At 71.2% G+C, this 16,227-nt stretch carries 10 protein-coding genes; all 10 read left to right on the plus strand.

The window, feature by feature from the left end:
• Positions 1 to 289 precede the first annotated feature (289 nt).
• Complete coding sequence (locus tag ARC20_RS06350) at positions 290 to 6,997, plus strand: ESPR-type extended signal peptide-containing protein (RefSeq protein WP_057645936.1); 6,708 nt, start codon at positions 290 to 292, stop codon at positions 6,995 to 6,997.
• 155 nt (positions 6,998 to 7,152) lie between these two features.
• The gene (locus ARC20_RS06355) at positions 7,153 to 8,997 is read left to right on the plus strand and encodes a S8 family peptidase (RefSeq protein ID WP_057645937.1); all 1,845 of its coding nucleotides are present in this window, start codon (positions 7,153 to 7,155) and stop codon (positions 8,995 to 8,997) included.
• Positions 8,998 to 9,138: 141 nt separating this feature from the next.
• A complete protein-coding gene (gene gspE, locus ARC20_RS06360; RefSeq protein ID WP_081418063.1) occupies positions 9,139 to 10,920 on the plus strand; it encodes a type II secretion system ATPase GspE in 1,782 nt (593 codons plus the stop codon).
• 52 nt (positions 10,921 to 10,972) lie between these two features.
• Entirely contained in the window at positions 10,973 to 12,190 is a 1,218-nt protein-coding gene (gene xpsF, locus ARC20_RS06365) for a type II secretion system protein XpsF (RefSeq protein WP_057645938.1), read from the plus strand.
• Positions 12,191 to 12,283: 93 nt separating this feature from the next.
• On the plus strand, positions 12,284 to 12,718 hold the full coding sequence (gspG, locus tag ARC20_RS06370) for a type II secretion system major pseudopilin GspG (protein WP_057645939.1): 435 nt from the start codon (positions 12,284 to 12,286) through the stop codon (positions 12,716 to 12,718).
• Between the two features lie 6 nt (positions 12,719 to 12,724).
• Entirely contained in the window at positions 12,725 to 13,201 is a 477-nt protein-coding gene (xpsH, locus tag ARC20_RS06375) for a type II secretion system protein XpsH (RefSeq protein WP_057645940.1), read from the plus strand.
• Positions 13,198 to 13,617 carry a type II secretion system protein XpsI gene (xpsI, locus tag ARC20_RS06380; RefSeq protein WP_057645941.1) on the plus strand — a complete coding sequence of 140 codons (420 nt, stop codon included), beginning with the start codon at positions 13,198 to 13,200 and terminating at the stop codon, positions 13,615 to 13,617. Before xpsH ends, xpsI begins: the two co-directional genes overlap by 4 nt.
• Positions 13,614 to 14,249: a type II secretion system protein J gene (locus ARC20_RS06385; protein WP_057645942.1), complete on the plus strand. Its 636-nt coding sequence runs from the start codon at positions 13,614 to 13,616 to the stop codon at positions 14,247 to 14,249. Before xpsI ends, ARC20_RS06385 begins: the two co-directional genes overlap by 4 nt.
• A complete protein-coding gene (locus tag ARC20_RS06390) occupies positions 14,246 to 15,106 on the plus strand; it encodes a type II secretion system minor pseudopilin (protein ID WP_057645943.1) in 861 nt (286 codons plus the stop codon). Before ARC20_RS06385 ends, ARC20_RS06390 begins: the two co-directional genes overlap by 4 nt.
• Positions 15,103 to 16,227 (plus strand): PilN domain-containing protein, encoded by a 1,125-nt coding sequence (locus ARC20_RS06395; RefSeq protein WP_057645944.1) that lies wholly within the window; start codon positions 15,103 to 15,105, stop codon positions 16,225 to 16,227. The genes ARC20_RS06390 and ARC20_RS06395 overlap by 4 nt, the downstream gene beginning before the upstream one ends.

The raw sequence follows: 16,227 nt of genomic DNA on the forward strand, positions 1-16,227 counted from the left end.
CATTTCTTAACGAAATTCGCGTCATTCCGTGACGGATGAAGCAAAACGCGATCAGGAATGTCAAAAACTTGACGCTCGATTTCGTCGCTGTTAACACTTGACCCATTCCTCAGTTCGTCGCGATGCATTGCGACCAGGCGACTGGCGTGAGCCGTTTCGCTGCCTGCCATGCAGGGCCTTTGGAAAGCCAACCTCAGGGGGATCGCGTGGCTGGATGGCCGTGCGATGGGGCTGTTTCGCTGTTGGTCTTTTCCAAGCAGAAACCCAGTCCATTCGAGGAGCGAAGTCGATGAATCGGATTTATCGCAAGGTCTGGAACAAGTCGTTGGGTATGTGGATCGTGGCCTCGGAACTGGCCCGCAACGACAGCCCCGGGACCACCGTCGATCGGCGCGTACGCGTCGCATCGCATGCCGTGCTGGCGACCGGCATGTTGCTGTTCGGCACGGCATTGCCGGCCGCGGCGCAATCGGTCGAAGTCGGCGGCAACCAGAACTGCATCGTGCTCGGCGGGAGCATCCTCGACAGCTGCGTGGTCGACGGCAGCGCCAACGCCAGCGGCACCGACGCGGTCGCCATCGGCACGCGCACGGTCGCCAGCGGCAACAACTCGCTGGCGCTTGGCGCGGGTGCCCGAGCCACGGCGACAGGCGCATCGGTCGTCGGCGTGGACGGCAGCGCCAGCGGCGTCAACAGCACCGGCGTCGGCCGCCAGACCAATGTGATCGGCGAGAACGGCGTGGCGGTGGGTTACAACACCTTCGTGCGGCAGAGCGCGGTGAACGGCGTGGCGATCGGCGCCAATGCCGGCGCTACCGGCGCGAACTCCGTCGCCCTGGGCGCGGGTTCGCGCACCTACGAGGCCGATACGGTCTCGGTGGGCAGTGGCAATGGCGTGGGCGGTCCGGCGACGCGCCGCATCGTCAATGTCTCCGATGGCGTGGCCTCGAACGATGCGGTCAACAAGGGCCAGCTCGACGAAGTGGCCGCGGTGGCGGAGAACACCGACAAGTACTTCAAGGCCAGCGGCAGCGACGACAGCGATGCCGGCGCGTACGTCGAAGGCGACAACGCGGTGGCCGCGGGCGAGGCGAGCAACGCCATCGGCAACGGCGCCAGCGCGTATGGCAGCGGCGCGAATGCGCTGGCGGAGAACGCGACCGCGGTGGGCTTCAACGCATTGTCCACCGGCACCAATGCCGCAGCGCTGGGCAACAACGCGCAAGCGCTCGGCGAAAGCAGCATCGCGCTGGGTGACGGCGCTGTAGCGGCGGACATCGCCGCCACCGCGACCGGCGCAGGCGCTCAGGCGACTTCGACCTACAGCACGGCGACCGGCAGCGAAGCGGTAGCGTCGGAGAATCAGGCCACGGCGACGGGCTTCCGCAGCAGCGCGAGCAACATCGGTGCCACCGCGCTCGGTGGTTACAGCGAGGCGAGTGGCTACCTGGGTAGCGCGCTGGGCTATGGCGCGACCGCTACCGGCGACTACACCACCGCAGTCGGCGTAGCCGCCACCGCCTCTGGCGCCAGCGCCGTTTCGGTCGGCGAGTTCAGCGTCGCCAGCGGCGATGAAAGCGTCGCGGTCGGCGGCACCACGTTCTTCGGCTTCATTCCCGCACAAGCGACGGGCACCGGTGCTTCGGCCTTCGGTGCAGGCGCGTGGGCGACCGGTGACTACACCACGGCGATCGGCTGGAACTCCTATGCCGATGGCGTAAACGCGAGCGCCTTGGGCCAAAGCGCGTTCGCACTCGCCGACAACAGCATCGCCGTCGGCAGCAATGCACAGGCCGAAGCGGTCGGCTCGACGCTGGTCGGCGTGGATGGCAGCACCACCGGCGTGAACAGCACCGGTGTCGGCCGCCAGACGAACGTGATCGGCGAGAACGGCGTCGCGGTCGGCTACAACAGCTTCGTGCGCGAGAGTGCGGTGAACGGCGTCGCCATCGGCGCGAATGCCGGCGCGACGGGCGCGGACTCTGTTGCGCTGGGCTCCGGCTCGCGCACCTACGAGGCCAACACGGTCTCGGTGGGTAGCGGCAACGGCGTCGGCGGTCCGGCGACGCGCCGCATCGTCAACGTGTCCGACGGCGTGGATGCCACCGACGCGGTGAACAAGGGCCAGCTCGACGAAGTGGCTGCGGTGGCGGAGAACACCGACAAGTACTTCAAGGCCAGTGGCAGCGACGACAGCGATGCCGGCGCTTACGTCGAAGGCGATAACGCCGTGGCGGCGGGCGAGGCGAGCAACGCCATCGGCAACGGCGCCAGCGCGTATGGCAGCGGCGCGAATGCGCTGGCGGAGAACGCCACCGCCGTCGGCTTCAACGCATTGTCCACCGGCACCAATGCCGCAGCGCTGGGCAACAACGCACAAGCGCTCGGCGAAAGCAGCATCGCGCTGGGTGACGGCTCGGTCGCGGCCGACATCGCCGCCACCGCGACCGGTGCGGGCGCGCAAGCGACCTCGACCTACAGCACGGCCACCGGCAGCGAAGCGGTGGCGTCGGAGAATCAGGCCACGGCGACGGGCTTCCGTAGCAGCGCATCGAACATCGGTGCGACCGCACTCGGCGGCTACAGCGAGGCGAGCGGCTATCTCGGCAGCGCGCTGGGCTACGGCGCGACGGCCACCGGCGACTACACCACCGCGGTCGGCGTAGCGGCCACCGCCTCTGGTGCGAGCGCTGTTTCGGTCGGCGAGTTCAGCGTCGCCAGCGGCGATGAAAGCGTCGCGGTCGGCGGCACCACGTTCTTCGGCTTCATCCCGGCGCAGGCCACCGGCACCGGCGCTTCGGCCTTCGGCGCGGGCGCTTGGGCCACCGGTGACTACACCACCGCGATCGGCTGGAACTCCTACGCCGATGGCGTAAACGCCAGTGCACTCGGCCAGAGCGCCTTCGCCCTCGCCGACAACAGCATCGCCGTCGGCAGCAATGCACAGGCCGAAGCGGTCGGCTCGACGATCGTCGGCGTGGATGGCAGCACCACCGGCGTGAACAGCACCGGTGTCGGCCGCCAGACCAACGTGATCGGCGAGAACGGCGTCGCGGTCGGCTACAACAGCTTCGTGCGCGAGAGCGCGGTGAATGGTGTCGCCATCGGCGCGAACGCCGGTGCCACCGGCGCCAACTCCGTCGCATTGGGCGGTGGCTCGCGCGCCGATGCCGACGACGTCGTCTCCGTGGGCAGCGGCAACGGCGTCGGCGGCCCGGCGACGCGCCGCGTGGTCAACGTCTCCGATGGCGTGGACGCGACCGATGCCGTCAACAAGGGCCAGCTCGACGCGGTTTCCGAAGTCGCCGAAACCACCAGCAAGTATTTCCAGGCCTCCGGCAGCGACGACAGCGATGCCGGTGCCTACGTCGAAGGCGACAACGCGCTCGCTGCCGGCGAGGCGACCAACGCCATCGGCAACGGCGCCAGTGCGCTGGGCAGCGGCGCCAACGCGCTGGCGGAAAACGCCACCGCCATCGGCACCAACGCGCTGGCCACCGGCCAGAACAGCGCGGCCATCGGCTACAACGCCCAGGCCACCGGCCCGGCCGCGGTGGCGGTCGGCGGCGTGGCGGTGGACGAGAACGGCGATGCGTTGATCACCAGCGGCGGCGTGCCGGTCGATACCGGCGCCACCAGTGCCAGCGTCGGCGGTACCGCGCTGGGCGCCAGTGCCAATGCGGGCGGCTTTGCGTCCTCGGCGGTGGGCGTGGGGGCCTATGCCACCGGCGCGCAGTCCTCGGCGTTCGGCGCGGTCGCCAATGCGGTGGGCGATTACAGCACCGCCATCGGCACGCAGAGCGTGGCTGCCGGCACCAGCAGCGTGGCGCTGGGCGGCCCGGTGGACCTGATCCCCGGCCTGGGCTTCTTCGTCGATACGCAGGCGACCGGTGAAGCGTCCACCGCGCTGGGCGCCGGTGCCATTGCCTCGGGCGACTACGCGCTGGCCAGCGGCACGCTGGCCGAGGCGAGCGGGCTGGAAGCCACCGCGCTGGGCTACTTCGCCTATGCGCCGGGCGGCTATGCGACGGCGGTGGGCCCGGAGTCCTGGGCCAGCGGCGAGCAAAGCACGGCCATCGGCTACTACAGCACCGCGCTGGGCGATAACAGCGTGGCGTTGGGCGCCAATTCGGTGTCGACCCGCGACAACACCGTTTCCGTCGGTGACGTGGGTACCGAACGCCAGATCACCAATGTCGCCGCCGGCACCGAGGACACCGATGCGGTGAACAAGGCGCAGCTGGACGAAGTGGCCGATGCGGCAGCGGCCACCAGCAAGTACTTCCAGGCCAGTGGCAGCGACGACAGCGACGCGGGGGCCTACATCGAAGGCGACAACGCGCTGGCGGCCGGCGAAGCCAGCAACGCCATCGGCAACGGCGCCAGCGCCTTGGGCAGTGGCGCCAATGCACTGGCCGAGAACGCCACGGCGGTGGGCTTCAACGCGCTCGCTACCGGCACCAACGCCGCGGCCGTGGGCAACAACGCGCAGGCGCTCGGCGAAAGCAGCATCGCACTGGGCGACGGCTCGGTGGCGGCGGACATTGCCGCCACCGCCACCGGTGCCGGTGCGCAGGCCACTTCGACTTACAGCACGGCCACCGGCAGCGAGGCCGTGGCCTCCGAGAACCAGGCCACGGCGACCGGCTTCCGCAGCAGCGCGTCGAACATCGGCGCGACCGCGCTGGGTGGTTACAGCGAGGCGAGTGGCTATCTCGGCAGCGCGCTCGGCTATGGCGCGGTGGCGTCCGGCGACTACACGACCGCGGTCGGTGTCGCGGCGACGGCCTCCGGCGCCAGCGCGGTTTCCGTCGGCGAGTTCAGCGTTGCCAGTGGCGATGAAAGTGTCGCGGTCGGCGGCACCACGTTCTTCGGCTTCGTGCCGGCGCAAGCCACCGGCACCGGCGCGGCGGCGTTCGGTGCGGGCGCGTGGGCCACGGGCGACTACACCACGGCGATCGGCTGGAACTCGTATGCCGATGGCGCGAATGCCAGTGCGCTGGGCCAGAGCGCCTATGCCCTGGCCGACAACAGCATCGCCGTCGGCAGCAATGCGCAGGCCGAAGCCGTCGGTTCGACACTCGTCGGCGCCGATGGCAGCGCGAGCGGGGTGAACAGCACCGGCGTCGGCCGCCAGGCCAATGTGATCGGCGAGAACGGCGTCGCGGTCGGCTACAACAGCTTCGTGCGCGAGAGCGCGGTGAACGGCGTCGCCCTCGGTGCGAACGCGGGGGCCACCGGCGCCAACTCCGTCGCGCTCGGTGGCGGTGCGCGGGCCGATGCCGACAACGTGGTATCGGTCGGCAATGGCAACGGCGAAGGCGGCCCGGCGACGCGTCGCGTGGTCAACGTCACCGACGGTGTCGATGCCACCGACGCGGTCAACAAGGGCCAGCTCGATGCGGTCGCCGCAGGCGCGGACGCGGCGACAGCCGCCTTCCAGGCCAATGGCGACGGCGTCGCCACCGCCAGCGGCACCGACAGCACCGCCGCCGGTTCCGGCGCCACCGCCAGCGGCGCGCGCAGCGCGGCGTTCGGCGCGGGCAGCACGGCGTCTGGCACGGGCGGCAGCGCGGTTGGCGTCAACAGCCTCGCCATCGGCACCAACAGCACCGCGGTGGGCCGGCAGACCAATGTCATCGGCGAAAACGGCGTGGCGCTGGGCTACAACAGCTTCGTTCGCCAGAGCGGCAAGAACGGCGTCGCGCTCGGCGCCAATGCCGGGGCCAGCGGTGCCGATTCGGTGGCGATTGGTTCTGGCTCGCGCAGCTACGCCGCCAACGAGGTGTCCTTCGGCAGCGGCAATGGCGTAGGCGGCCCGGCCACGCGCAAGCTCACCAACGTCAGCGCCGGCAGCCTCGCCCTCGGCAGCACCGAAGCGATCAACGGCGGCCAGTTGTTCCAGGCGTTGAGCAACAGCATCGGCTTCCTCGGCGGTGGCGCGGCGCTCGGCGCGCAGGGCGTGTTCGTCGCGCCGACCTACGTGATCCAGGGCGCGAGCTACAGCACCGTCGGTGATGCGCTGAGCGCGCTGGACAGCAAGGTCAGCGAGATCGACAGCCGTACCGCCAGCAGCACGGCCAGCGTCGCGAGCACCCGCTCGCTGCGCGGCGCTTCGACGCTGGCGACTCCGCAGGCCGCCACGCTGGAAGCCGAAACCGAAGCGGTACCGGCCGCCGAGACCGCCACCGTCGCCAGCACCGCCGACAGCACGCCGGCCGCCGCCACGACCACCCCGGCCAGCACCACCACCGCAGCGCCCACCGCCGTGGGCAACGCGGCGCGCGCCAACGACATCACCGGCACCGCCATCGGCGGCAACGCCTACGCGCATGGTCCCAACGACACCGCCATCGGCAGCAACACGCGTGTCGATGCCGACGGCAGCACCGCGATCGGCGCCAATGCGCATGTCGCGGCGGTGGCGACCAACGCGGTGGCGATCGGCGAAGGGGCCACGGTGAGTGCGGCGTCGTCCACCGCCGTCGGCCAGGGCGCCAGCGCCACCGCGCAGGGCGCGGTGGCCATCGGCCAGGGCTCGCTCGCCGACCGTGCGAACACGGTGTCGGTGGGCAGCGCGGGCGCGGAGCGGCAGGTCACCAACGTCGCCGCCGGCACGCAGGACACCGACGCGGTGAACAAGGCCCAGCTCGACAGCGGCGTCACCCGCGCCAACGCCTACACCGACCAGCGCTACTCGGCGATGGCCGATACGTTCGAGGCCTACCAGGGCGAAGTGGACGACCGCTTCCGCCGGCAGGACAAGCGCATCGACCAGCAGGGCGCGATGAACGCGGCGATGTTGAACATGGCCACCAGCGCGGCGGGCATCCGTACCGACAACCGCGTGGGCGTGGGCGTGGGCTTCCAGAGCGGCGAATCGGCGCTCTCGGTGGGCTACCAGCGGGCGATCAGCGACCGCGCCACGATCACCGTGGGCGGTGCCTTCAGCAGTGACGACAGCTCGGTAGGCATCGGCGCCGGCTTCGGCTGGTAAGCCGGGCACGGGAACACGGCGGCGGCTGGAGACGGCCGCCGCCGGCATCAAGGACCCGGGGGGGCGGGACGGCGTCGCGGCCAGGCCAGCGGCGACGCGGTTGCACAGGATGGCCGCACACCTTTTGCCGGAACACGAACGAAGAGGACTTCACCGTGATGGACAAGCACGCTTTCCGCCGCAATCCCCTGGCCGCGGTAATGGCCGCCACCCTGGGCCTGGCCGGCGCGCAGGCCGCGCAGGCGGCCGACCCGCTGCCCGTGCGCGAACCGCTGCATGCCGCACCGGCCGATGCGCAGGGCACCGCCGCCCGCCTCATCGTCCGCTACAAGGACGGCACCGCCGCCGCGGCCGGCGACCGCACCGCCAAGCTCGCCGCCGCCAATGCCGCGCTCGGCCGCGCCGGGCTGGCCACCGCCACCGCGCGCGGCGCGGCCGCGCCGCAGGTGGGCTACGTGCGGCGCCTCGGCACCGGCGCGGACCTGCTGCGCGTCAGCGGCAAGCTCACGCCGGCGCAGCTGGAGCGCGTGCGTGCCGAGATCGCCGCCGACCCGGCGGTGAAGTCGGCCAGCATCGACCGCCTCAAGCAGCCGCTGCTCGTGCCCAATGATCCGTACTACGCCACCTACCAGTGGCACTACAGCAATGCCGCCGGTGGCGTGAACGCACAGCCGGCGTGGGACAAGGCGCAGGGCGAGGGCGTGGTGGTGGCGATCCTCGACACCGGCATCCTGCCCGACCATCCGGACATCGCGGTGAGCAAGCTCGCCGGCTATGACTTCATCACCGATTCGTTCGTGTCCCGCCGCCCCACCGACGACCGCGTGCCTGGCGCGCTGGACTACGGTGACTGGAACCCGGTCGCCGACGAGTGCTACGCCGGCTCGCCGGCGCGCGGCAGCAGCTGGCATGGCTCGCACGTCTCGGGCACCGTGGCGGAAAACACCAACAACGCGGTCGGCATGGCCGGCCTGGCCTACAAGGCCACGGTGCTGCCGGTGCGCGTGCTCGGCCGCTGCGGCGGCTACAGCTCGGATATCGCCGACGCGATCATCTGGGCCTCCGGTGGCCACGTCGACGGCGTGCCGGACAACGCCAACCCGGCCGAGGTCATCAACATGAGCCTGGGCGGTGGTGGCAGCTGCGATGACGAAACCCAGGTCGCCATCGATGGCGCGGTCTCGCGCGGCACCACCGTGGTGGTGGCCGCCGGCAACGATGCCGACGATGCCGCAAATTACAGCCCGGCCTCGTGCAACAACGTCATCACCGTGGGCGCCACGCGCATCAACGGTGGCATCGCCTCGTACTCGAACTACGGCGCCAAGGTGGACCTGTCCGCGCCGGGTGGCGGCGGCAGCGCCGACGGCAACCCGGGCGGCTATGTCTGGCAGCTCGGCTACACCGGCACCACCACGCCGACCTCCGGCGCGTACAGCTACTTCGGCATGGCCGGTACCTCGATGGCCTCGCCGCACGTGGCGGCTACCGTCGCGCTGGTGCAGGGGGCGCTGGCCGCCGCCGGCAGCGCGCCGCTGACGCCGGCCGCGGTGGAGGCGTTGCTGAAGCAGACGGCGCGTCCGTTCCCGGTGGCGCCGCCGGCCAACAAGCCGATCGGCACCGGCATCGTCGACGCCAATGCCGCCATCGACAAGGCGCTGACCCCGCCGTGCGATCCGGGCGACGACGACTGCGCGCCGGATGCCACGCCGCTGACCAACAAGGTCGTTGTCGGCGGGCAATCGGGCGGTGACCAGCTCTTCAGCTTCACCGCCGCGGCCGGCCAGGTGCTGACGATCATGACCTACGGCGGCAGCGGCGATGTGTCGCTGTACGTGAGCCTGGGCGAAGCGCCGACGACCACGGCGTTCGACGCCAAGTCCACCCGCACCGGCAACAGCGAAACCGTGCGCATCACCGCGCCGTCGGCGGGCACGTACTACATCCGCCTGCTCGGCAACCCGAGCTACACCAACGTGAGCGTGGTCGCACGCCAGTAACCCGTGGTACCCAAGGACCCCGGCTTGCGCCGGGGTCCTTCTTTTCCGGATCTTCGGCGTGGTGCGCCGCCGCAGCCTGCCGCGCGTTCTTCCGAAGGCGTCACAATCGCGCATTCCAAGTGCAAACAAGGGCCGTTGCGCATGACCGAACTGCTACAGTTCGGGCTGGCAACGGAGACAGGCGTGAACGCGATCGCTGGCCCATCGGTCGACAACCGGAATGAGGCGGACGAAGTCTCCTCGCGCATCGTGGAAGCCCTGCTGGCGAACCGCCGGCTCAAGGAGGCCGACCTGTTGCGCGCGCGCCAGCTGCAGGCCGAATCCGGCCTCGGCCTGCTGCCGCTGCTGGGCCGCCTGGGCCTGGTGTCCGAACGCGACCACGCCGAAGCCTGCGCCGAGGTGATGCACCTGCCGCTGCTGGAGGGCCGCGCGCTGGCCGATACGCCGCCCGAATCGCTGCCGGAGGTGCGCGCGCTGTCGCCGCGCTTCCTCAAGCAGTTCCACGTCTGCCCGGTCGGTGAACAGGGCGGCACGCTGGAGCTGTGGATGGCCGACCCGTTCGACGATTACGCCGTGTCGGCGGTGTCGCTGGCCACCGGCATGCCGGTGCGCGCGAAGGTCGGCCTGCGTTCGGAAATCGACGACCTCATCGAGCGCTGGTTCGGCGAGGGCCGCAGCGCGATGGGCGCCATCGTGGAAACCGCCGACGGCGAAGCGAGCGGCGGCGACGACATCGAACACCTGCGCGACCTGGCCTCCGAAGCGCCGGTGATCCGCCTGGTGAACCTGGTGATCCAGCGCGCGGTGGAGCTGCGCGCCTCGGACATCCACATCGAACCGTTCGAGAACCGCCTGAAGGTGCGCTACCGCGTGGACGGCGTGCTGATCGATGGCGAAAGCCCGCCGGCCAAGCTCACCGCCGCGGTGATCAGCCGCATCAAGATCATGGCGCGCTTGAACATCGCCGAGCGCCGCCTGCCGCAGGACGGGCGCATCCAGCTGCGCGTGCAGGGCAAGGAACTGGACCTGCGCGTGAGCACCGTGCCCACCGCGCACGGCGAAAGCGTGGTGATGCGTTTGCTCGATCGCGAGACGGTGGTGTTCGATTTCCAGCGCCTGGGGTTCACCGACGCGTTCCTGCCGCAGTTCCGCCGCGTGCTGGAACTGCCGCACGGCATCCTGCTGGTCACCGGCCCCACCGGTTCGGGCAAGACCACCACGCTGTACACCGCGTTGAGCCAGCTCAACACGGCGGACGTCAAGATCATCACGGTCGAGGACCCGATCGAATACCAGATCGAGGGCATCAACCAGATCCAGGCCAAGCCGCAGATCGGCCTGGATTTCGCCAACGCCCTGCGCAGCATCGTGCGCCAGGACCCGGACATCATCATGATCGGCGAAATGCGCGACCTGGAAACCGCGCGCATCGCCATCCAGTCCGCGCTCACCGGGCACCTGGTGCTGTCCACGCTGCATACCAACAACGCCGCCGGCGGCATCACCCGCCTGCTGGACATGGGCGTGGAGGATTACCTGCTCACCTCCACCGTCAACGGCATCCTCGCCCAGCGCCTGGTGCGCCGGCTCGAACCCACGCATGCCGAGCGCTATGCCGCCTCGCCGGAGGAGGTCGAACGCTTCGAGCTGCGCCGCTGGCAGCCGCACGGGGAGATCTTCCTGTTTCGGCCGCGGCCTTCCGCATTGGCGCCGACCGGTTACCTGGGCCGCACCACCATCCTCGAATTCCTGGTGATGGACGACGAACTGCGCCGCGCGGTGATGCGCCGCGCGGGCATGGGCGAGATCGAGCAGCTGGCGCGCCGCGCCGGCATGCGCACGATGTACGAGGACGGCGTGTCCAAGGCCTTGCGCGGCGAGACCACGCTGGAGGAAGTGCTGCGGGTGACGGAGGAAGGCTGATGGCCGTCGTCGCCATGCCGGGCCTTTCCGGGCTGCGCGGGAGTGCGGCCTGATGGCGCTGTTCCGCTACAAGGCGCTCAACGGCGAGGGCGAGCTGCTCGATGGCCAGATGGAAGCGGCCAGCGAGGCCGAGGTCGTCGCGCGCCTGCGGGAGCAGGGCCACCTGCCGGTGGAAACGCGCGCGGCCGGTGCCGACGAACGCGGCCCCGGGCTGCGTGCGCCGTGGCGCGCGCGCGTGCTGGCGGGCGGGGCGCTGGTGCAGTTCACCCACCAGCTGGCGAGCCTGCTCGGCGCTGGCCAGCCGCTGGATCGCGCGCTGTCCATCCTGATCGACCTGCCCGAGGACGCGCGCGAGCGCCGCACGCTCACCGCCATCCGCGACGCGGTGCGCGGCGGTGCGCCGCTGTCCACCGCGCTGGAACGCCAGCACGGCGTGTTCTCTCGCCTGTACGTGAACATGGTGCGTGCCGGCGAGGCCGGCGGCAGCCTGCATGACACCCTGCAGCGCCTCGCCGATTACCTCGAGCGCAGCCACGCGCTGCGCGGCCGGGTGATCAACGCCCTGGTTTACCCGGCCATCCTGCTGGTCGTGGTCGGCTTCGCGCTGCTGTTCCTGCTCGGCTACGTGGTGCCGCAGTTCGCGCAGATGTACGAGAGCCTGGACGTGGTGCTGCCGTGGTTCACCCGCGGCGTGCTGGCGGTGGGGCTGTTCGTGCGCGATTGGTGGATCGTGTTCATCGCCGTGCCGGCCCTCGCGTTGCTGTGGCTGGAACGGCGCCGCCGCGACCCGGCCTTCCGCCTGGCACTGGATGGCTGGCTGCTGCGCCGCCGTCTTTCCGGTGAGCTGCTGGCGCGGCTGGAGACCGCCCGCCTGGCCCGCACGCTCGGCACGCTGCTGCGCAACGGCGTGCCGCTGCTGCACGCCCTGGGCATCGGCCGCGGCGTGCTCGGCAACCGCGTGCTGGCGGCCGAAGTCGAACGCGCCACCGAGGAAGTACGCAACGGCCATGGCCTGGCGAGCGCGCTGGGGCGCGGCAAGCAGTTCCCGCGGCTGGCGCTGCAGATGATCCAGGTGGGCGAGGAATCCGGCGCGCTGGACACGATGCTGCTGCGCGTGGCCGATACCTTCGAGCAGGAAACCGCGCAGGCCATCGACCGCCTGCTCGCCGCGCTGGTGCCCGTGCTCACGTTGCTGCTGGCTGGCGTGGTGGGCGGGGTGATCATCGCCGTGCTCGTCCCGCTGTACGACCTTACCAATGCGATCGGCTGAACAGGCGATGCGCCGCTTTGATCATCGCCATCGCCCCGGCCGCCCGCTAACCTCGCACACCGTCTTCCCTTCGACCCAGACCAGGACACCCGCATGATCCACCGACGCCGTTTCGTACCCGCCGCAGCGCCGCGCGGCCAGTCCGGCATGAGCCTGCTGGAGATCATCATCGTCATCGTGCTGATCGGCGCGGTGCTCACCCTGGTGGGCAGCCGCGTGCTCGGCGGCGCCGACCGCGGCAAGGCCAACCTGGCCAAGTCGCAGATCCAGACGCTGGCCGGCAAGGTCGAAAACTACCAGCTCGACACCGGCAAGCTGCCGACCAAGCTGGACGAGCTGGTCACCCAGCCCGCTGGCGCCGCCGGCTGGCTCGGCCCGTATGCCAAGCCGGCCGAACTCAACGATCCGTGGGGCCATCCCATCGACTACCGCGTGCCGGGTACCGGCCGCCCGTTCGACCTGATCAGCCTGGGCAAGGATGGCCAGCCCGGGGGCAGCAGCTACGACGCGGACATCGTCTACGAGTAAGCCGCCATGGCCCCCGGCCCGCGGCTGAGGCGTTCGCGCGCGCGCGGCGTCACCCTGCTGGAGATGCTGCTGGTGATCGCGTTGATCGCGGTCGCCGGCGTGCTCGCCGCCGGCGTGCTGGGTGGCGGCATCGACGGCTTGCGCCTGCGTTCCAACGGCAAGCAGCTGGCCTCCGAACTGCGGCTCGTGCGCACGCGCGCGATGGCCAGTGGCGTGCCGCAGCAGTTCGAGATCGACCCGCGCAGCGGGCGCTGGTCGAGCACGCTGGGCCACCACGGGCAGGTGCCGGCGCAGCTGCGCATGGCCTTCACCGGCGCGCGCGAAGTGCAGCCGCGGCAGGGCACGGGGGCGATCCGCTTCTTCGCCGATGGTGCATCCACCGGCGGGCGCATCGAGCTGGCCGCGCGCCAGGCGCGCTGGCGCATCGACGTGGCCTGGATCACCGGCGAGGTACGCAGCGGTCGCCTCGAGGCCTCGCCATGAAGTACCAGCGCGGCTACACGTTGATCGAAGTGATCGTCGCCTTCGCGTTGCTCGCGCTTGCGTTGGGGCTGCTGATCGGCACGCTGTCCGGCGGCGCGCGGCAGGTGCGTGCGGCAGAGCTGTCCACCCGCGCGACGCTGCATGCGCAGTCGCTGCTTGCCGGGCTGGAGATGGACGGGCCGCTGCGGCCGCAACATCGCGAAGGGCGCTGGGAGGAAGGCCGCTATGCGTGGCAGCTCGACGTGCGGCCGTGGGTGGATCCGCAGCCGCCGGCCACGACGCAGCCGGTGTCGCCGGTCGACCCGAAACTGATGCAACTCGACCTCTCCGTGCGCTGGGGCGAGGCGCCGGACCAACAGCTGCACTGGCGCAGCCTGCGTCTGGTGCCACCGGCGCTCGACGGCGGTGCGCCGTGAGCGTGCGCCGCGCCGCCGGCTTCACGTTGATCGAAGTGCTGCTGGCCACGGTGCTGCTGGCGGCCGGGCTGACGCTGGCGTTCGCCACGCTGCGTTCGGCCGGCACCATCGGCGGGCGCGGCGAGGCGATCGCCGCGCGCAGCGAACGCATGCGCACCGTCGAAGGCTTCCTGCGCCAGCGCCTGTCGGCCGCATTGCCGGTGGTGATGGCGCGCGACCCTTCCACGAAACAGCCGCAGCGCTTCATCGGCGAGGCCCAGCGCATGCGCTTTGTCGCCGACGTGCCCGACTACCTCGGCTATGGCGGCCCGTACCTGCACGACGTCGGCGTCGAAGGGCAGGGCGCGGCGCGCCATCTGCGGATCCAGCTCACCCAGGTGCAGGCGGGCGAAACGCTCACGCCCGCCAAGCCGGTGCCGGCCGAGCCGCTGGCCGATGGGCTGGTCGAAGTGCGCTTCTCCTATCGGGGCTTCGACCCGCGCGAACGGCGCATGGGCGACTGGCAGGCGCAATGGCCCGACAGCGACCGCCTGCCGCGCTGGGTGCGCATCGAACTGCGCGACGCGCAAGGTGACTGGCCGGCCCTGCTGGTCGCCTTGCCGCAGGCCACGACCGAGCGCACCTCCCTATGAACCGACGCATGCGCGGCGTGGCCCTGGTGCTGGTGTTGTGGCTGATCGTGCTGCTCACGGCGATGGTCGGCGCCTTCGCGCTGGCCGCGCGGGTGGAGCACGGCCAGGATGCGGTGCTGCGCGGCAATGTCCGCGGGCAGATGGTGGCGCGCGCCGGGCTGGAGTACGCCCTGTGGCGCCTGCGCGCCGAGCCGGCCACGCGCTGGCGGCCGGATGGCCGCGCCTACGCGTGGGCGTTCGACGGCGTGCCGGTGCAGGTCCGCATCGTCGATGAAGGCGGCAAGGTCGATCTCAACGCCGCGCCCCCGGCGCTGCTGGCCGGGCTGGTGCGCGCGCTGGGCGCCGAGCCGTCGCGCGCGCAGGCCATCGCTGCGGCCATCGTCGACTGGCGCGATGCCGACAGCCTGCAGGCCCCCAATGGCGCCGAAGACGCCGATTACGCCGCCGCCGGGCTGCCCTACGGCGCCAAGGACGCCCCGTTCGAAAGCCTGGGCGAGCTGCGCCTGGTGCTGGGCGTGGACGCGGACCTGTACCGGCAGCTGCTGCCCAATGTCACGATCCACGGCCAGCGCGCGCAGCCGGTGGCCGCATTCGCGCCGGGCCCGGTGCTGATGGCGATGGGCACCGACCCCGGCCCCGTGCTGGCCGCCCGCCAGGCCCCGGCGGGCGCTTCCGTGACGCAGGTCGATCCGGCGGCCATGGCGGCGGGGACCGGCACTTATAGTATTGAGAGCCGGGCACGCCTGGGCGAGGGACGCGAGGTGGTGCTGCGGGCGGTGGTACGTGCCGGCAGCGCCGTCGCCCGCGATTCGGCATACACCGTATTGCAGTGGGAAGAGGGAGCGGCAGTGCAATGACCGCGTGGCGGCAAAGTCTCGAGCGCATCGGCCTGCGGATTCCGCCGGGGTCCGGCGGTTTCTGGCGCTGGTGGCAGGCGGCGTTGCTGGCCTGGCTGCCGGCGCGCTGGCAGTGGCGGCTCGGTTTCTCGCCGGCGCGCCTGCTGCTGTGGCGCGAGGGCGGCGAGGTGGCGCTGGCCTGGCAGCGCGCGCAGGGCGTCGAGCCGCTGGCGCGGCTGCCCGAGGCGGTGCCCCCGGCCGACTGGGACGCCCTGCTGCCGCCGCGCCTGCGCCCGCTGCCGCGCTACTGGCTGCTGCCGGCCAGCGCCGCGCTGCGCCGTCCGCTACGCCTGCCTGCCGCGGCGGCGGCACGCCTGCAGGACGTGGCGCGTTTCGAGATCGACCGCCAGACCCCCTTCGCCGCCGACCAGGTGTGGTTCGACGCACGCGCGCTGGGCCATCACGGCGATGCGCAGCTCGACGCCGAGCTGGTGGTGGTGCCGCGACGCGTGGTGGACGGCGACGCGGGCATCGCCCCGGCCTGGCGCGAACTGCTCGCCGGCGTGGACGTGCGCGACGGCGACGGCCAGCCGCTGCGCGTGAACCTGCTGCCGCTGGCCGAGCGCCATGTGCGTCGCGACCCGATGGCCCGCTGGAACCTGGCCGTGCTGGCGACCGGGCTCATCGCACTGGCGATCGGCGCGCAGTGGCTGCTCGACAACCGCGCCGGCGCCGCCGATGCGCTGGAAGAACAGGTGCGCGGCGACGCGCAGCGCGCGCGCCAGGTGGCGATGCAGCGCGAGGAACTCACCGCGTTGATCGAAGGCGCCGCCTTTTTCGAGCAGCAACGCGCCGCGCGGCCCGCCGCCATCGAGGTATGGAATGAGCTCAGCCAGCGCCTGCCCGATGGCACCTACCTGGAAAAATTCTCGCTGGAAGGCGACCAGTTGCAGTTGATCGGCCTCAGCGATGAAGCCGCCGCGCTGGTCGAGCGCCTCGACGGCGCGCCGACCTGGCGCAAGCCGGCCCTCACCGGCGTGCTGCAGAGCGATGCCGGCAAGGGCCGCGACCGCTTCACCATCACCGCCACGCTGGCCGCGCCGCCTGCCACGCCCGCCCCGGCGGCCGGAGGGGCGCGATGA

Source organism: Stenotrophomonas panacihumi, from assembly GCF_001431645.1.
Classification (GTDB): Bacteria; Pseudomonadota; Gammaproteobacteria; order Xanthomonadales; family Xanthomonadaceae; genus Stenotrophomonas_A; species Stenotrophomonas_A panacihumi.

What these genes read in the sequence shown, in the direction of transcription:
- ARC20_RS06350 (WP_057645936.1), top strand. Translation starts at nt 290, where the DNA reads ATGAATCGGATTTATCGCAAGGTCTGGAACAAGTCGTTGGGTATGTGG.
- gspE (WP_081418063.1), top strand. Translation starts at nt 9,139, where the DNA reads ATGACCGAACTGCTACAGTTCGGGCTGGCAACGGAGACAGGCGTGAAC.
- xpsF (WP_057645938.1), top strand. Translation starts at nt 10,973, where the DNA reads ATGGCGCTGTTCCGCTACAAGGCGCTCAACGGCGAGGGCGAGCTGCTC.
- gspG (WP_057645939.1), top strand. Translation starts at nt 12,284, where the DNA reads ATGATCCACCGACGCCGTTTCGTACCCGCCGCAGCGCCGCGCGGCCAG.
- xpsH (WP_057645940.1), top strand. Translation starts at nt 12,725, where the DNA reads ATGGCCCCCGGCCCGCGGCTGAGGCGTTCGCGCGCGCGCGGCGTCACC.
- xpsI (WP_057645941.1), top strand. Translation starts at nt 13,198, where the DNA reads ATGAAGTACCAGCGCGGCTACACGTTGATCGAAGTGATCGTCGCCTTC.
- ARC20_RS06390 (WP_057645943.1), top strand. Translation starts at nt 14,246, where the DNA reads ATGAACCGACGCATGCGCGGCGTGGCCCTGGTGCTGGTGTTGTGGCTG.
- ARC20_RS06395 (WP_057645944.1), top strand. Translation starts at nt 15,103, where the DNA reads ATGACCGCGTGGCGGCAAAGTCTCGAGCGCATCGGCCTGCGGATTCCG.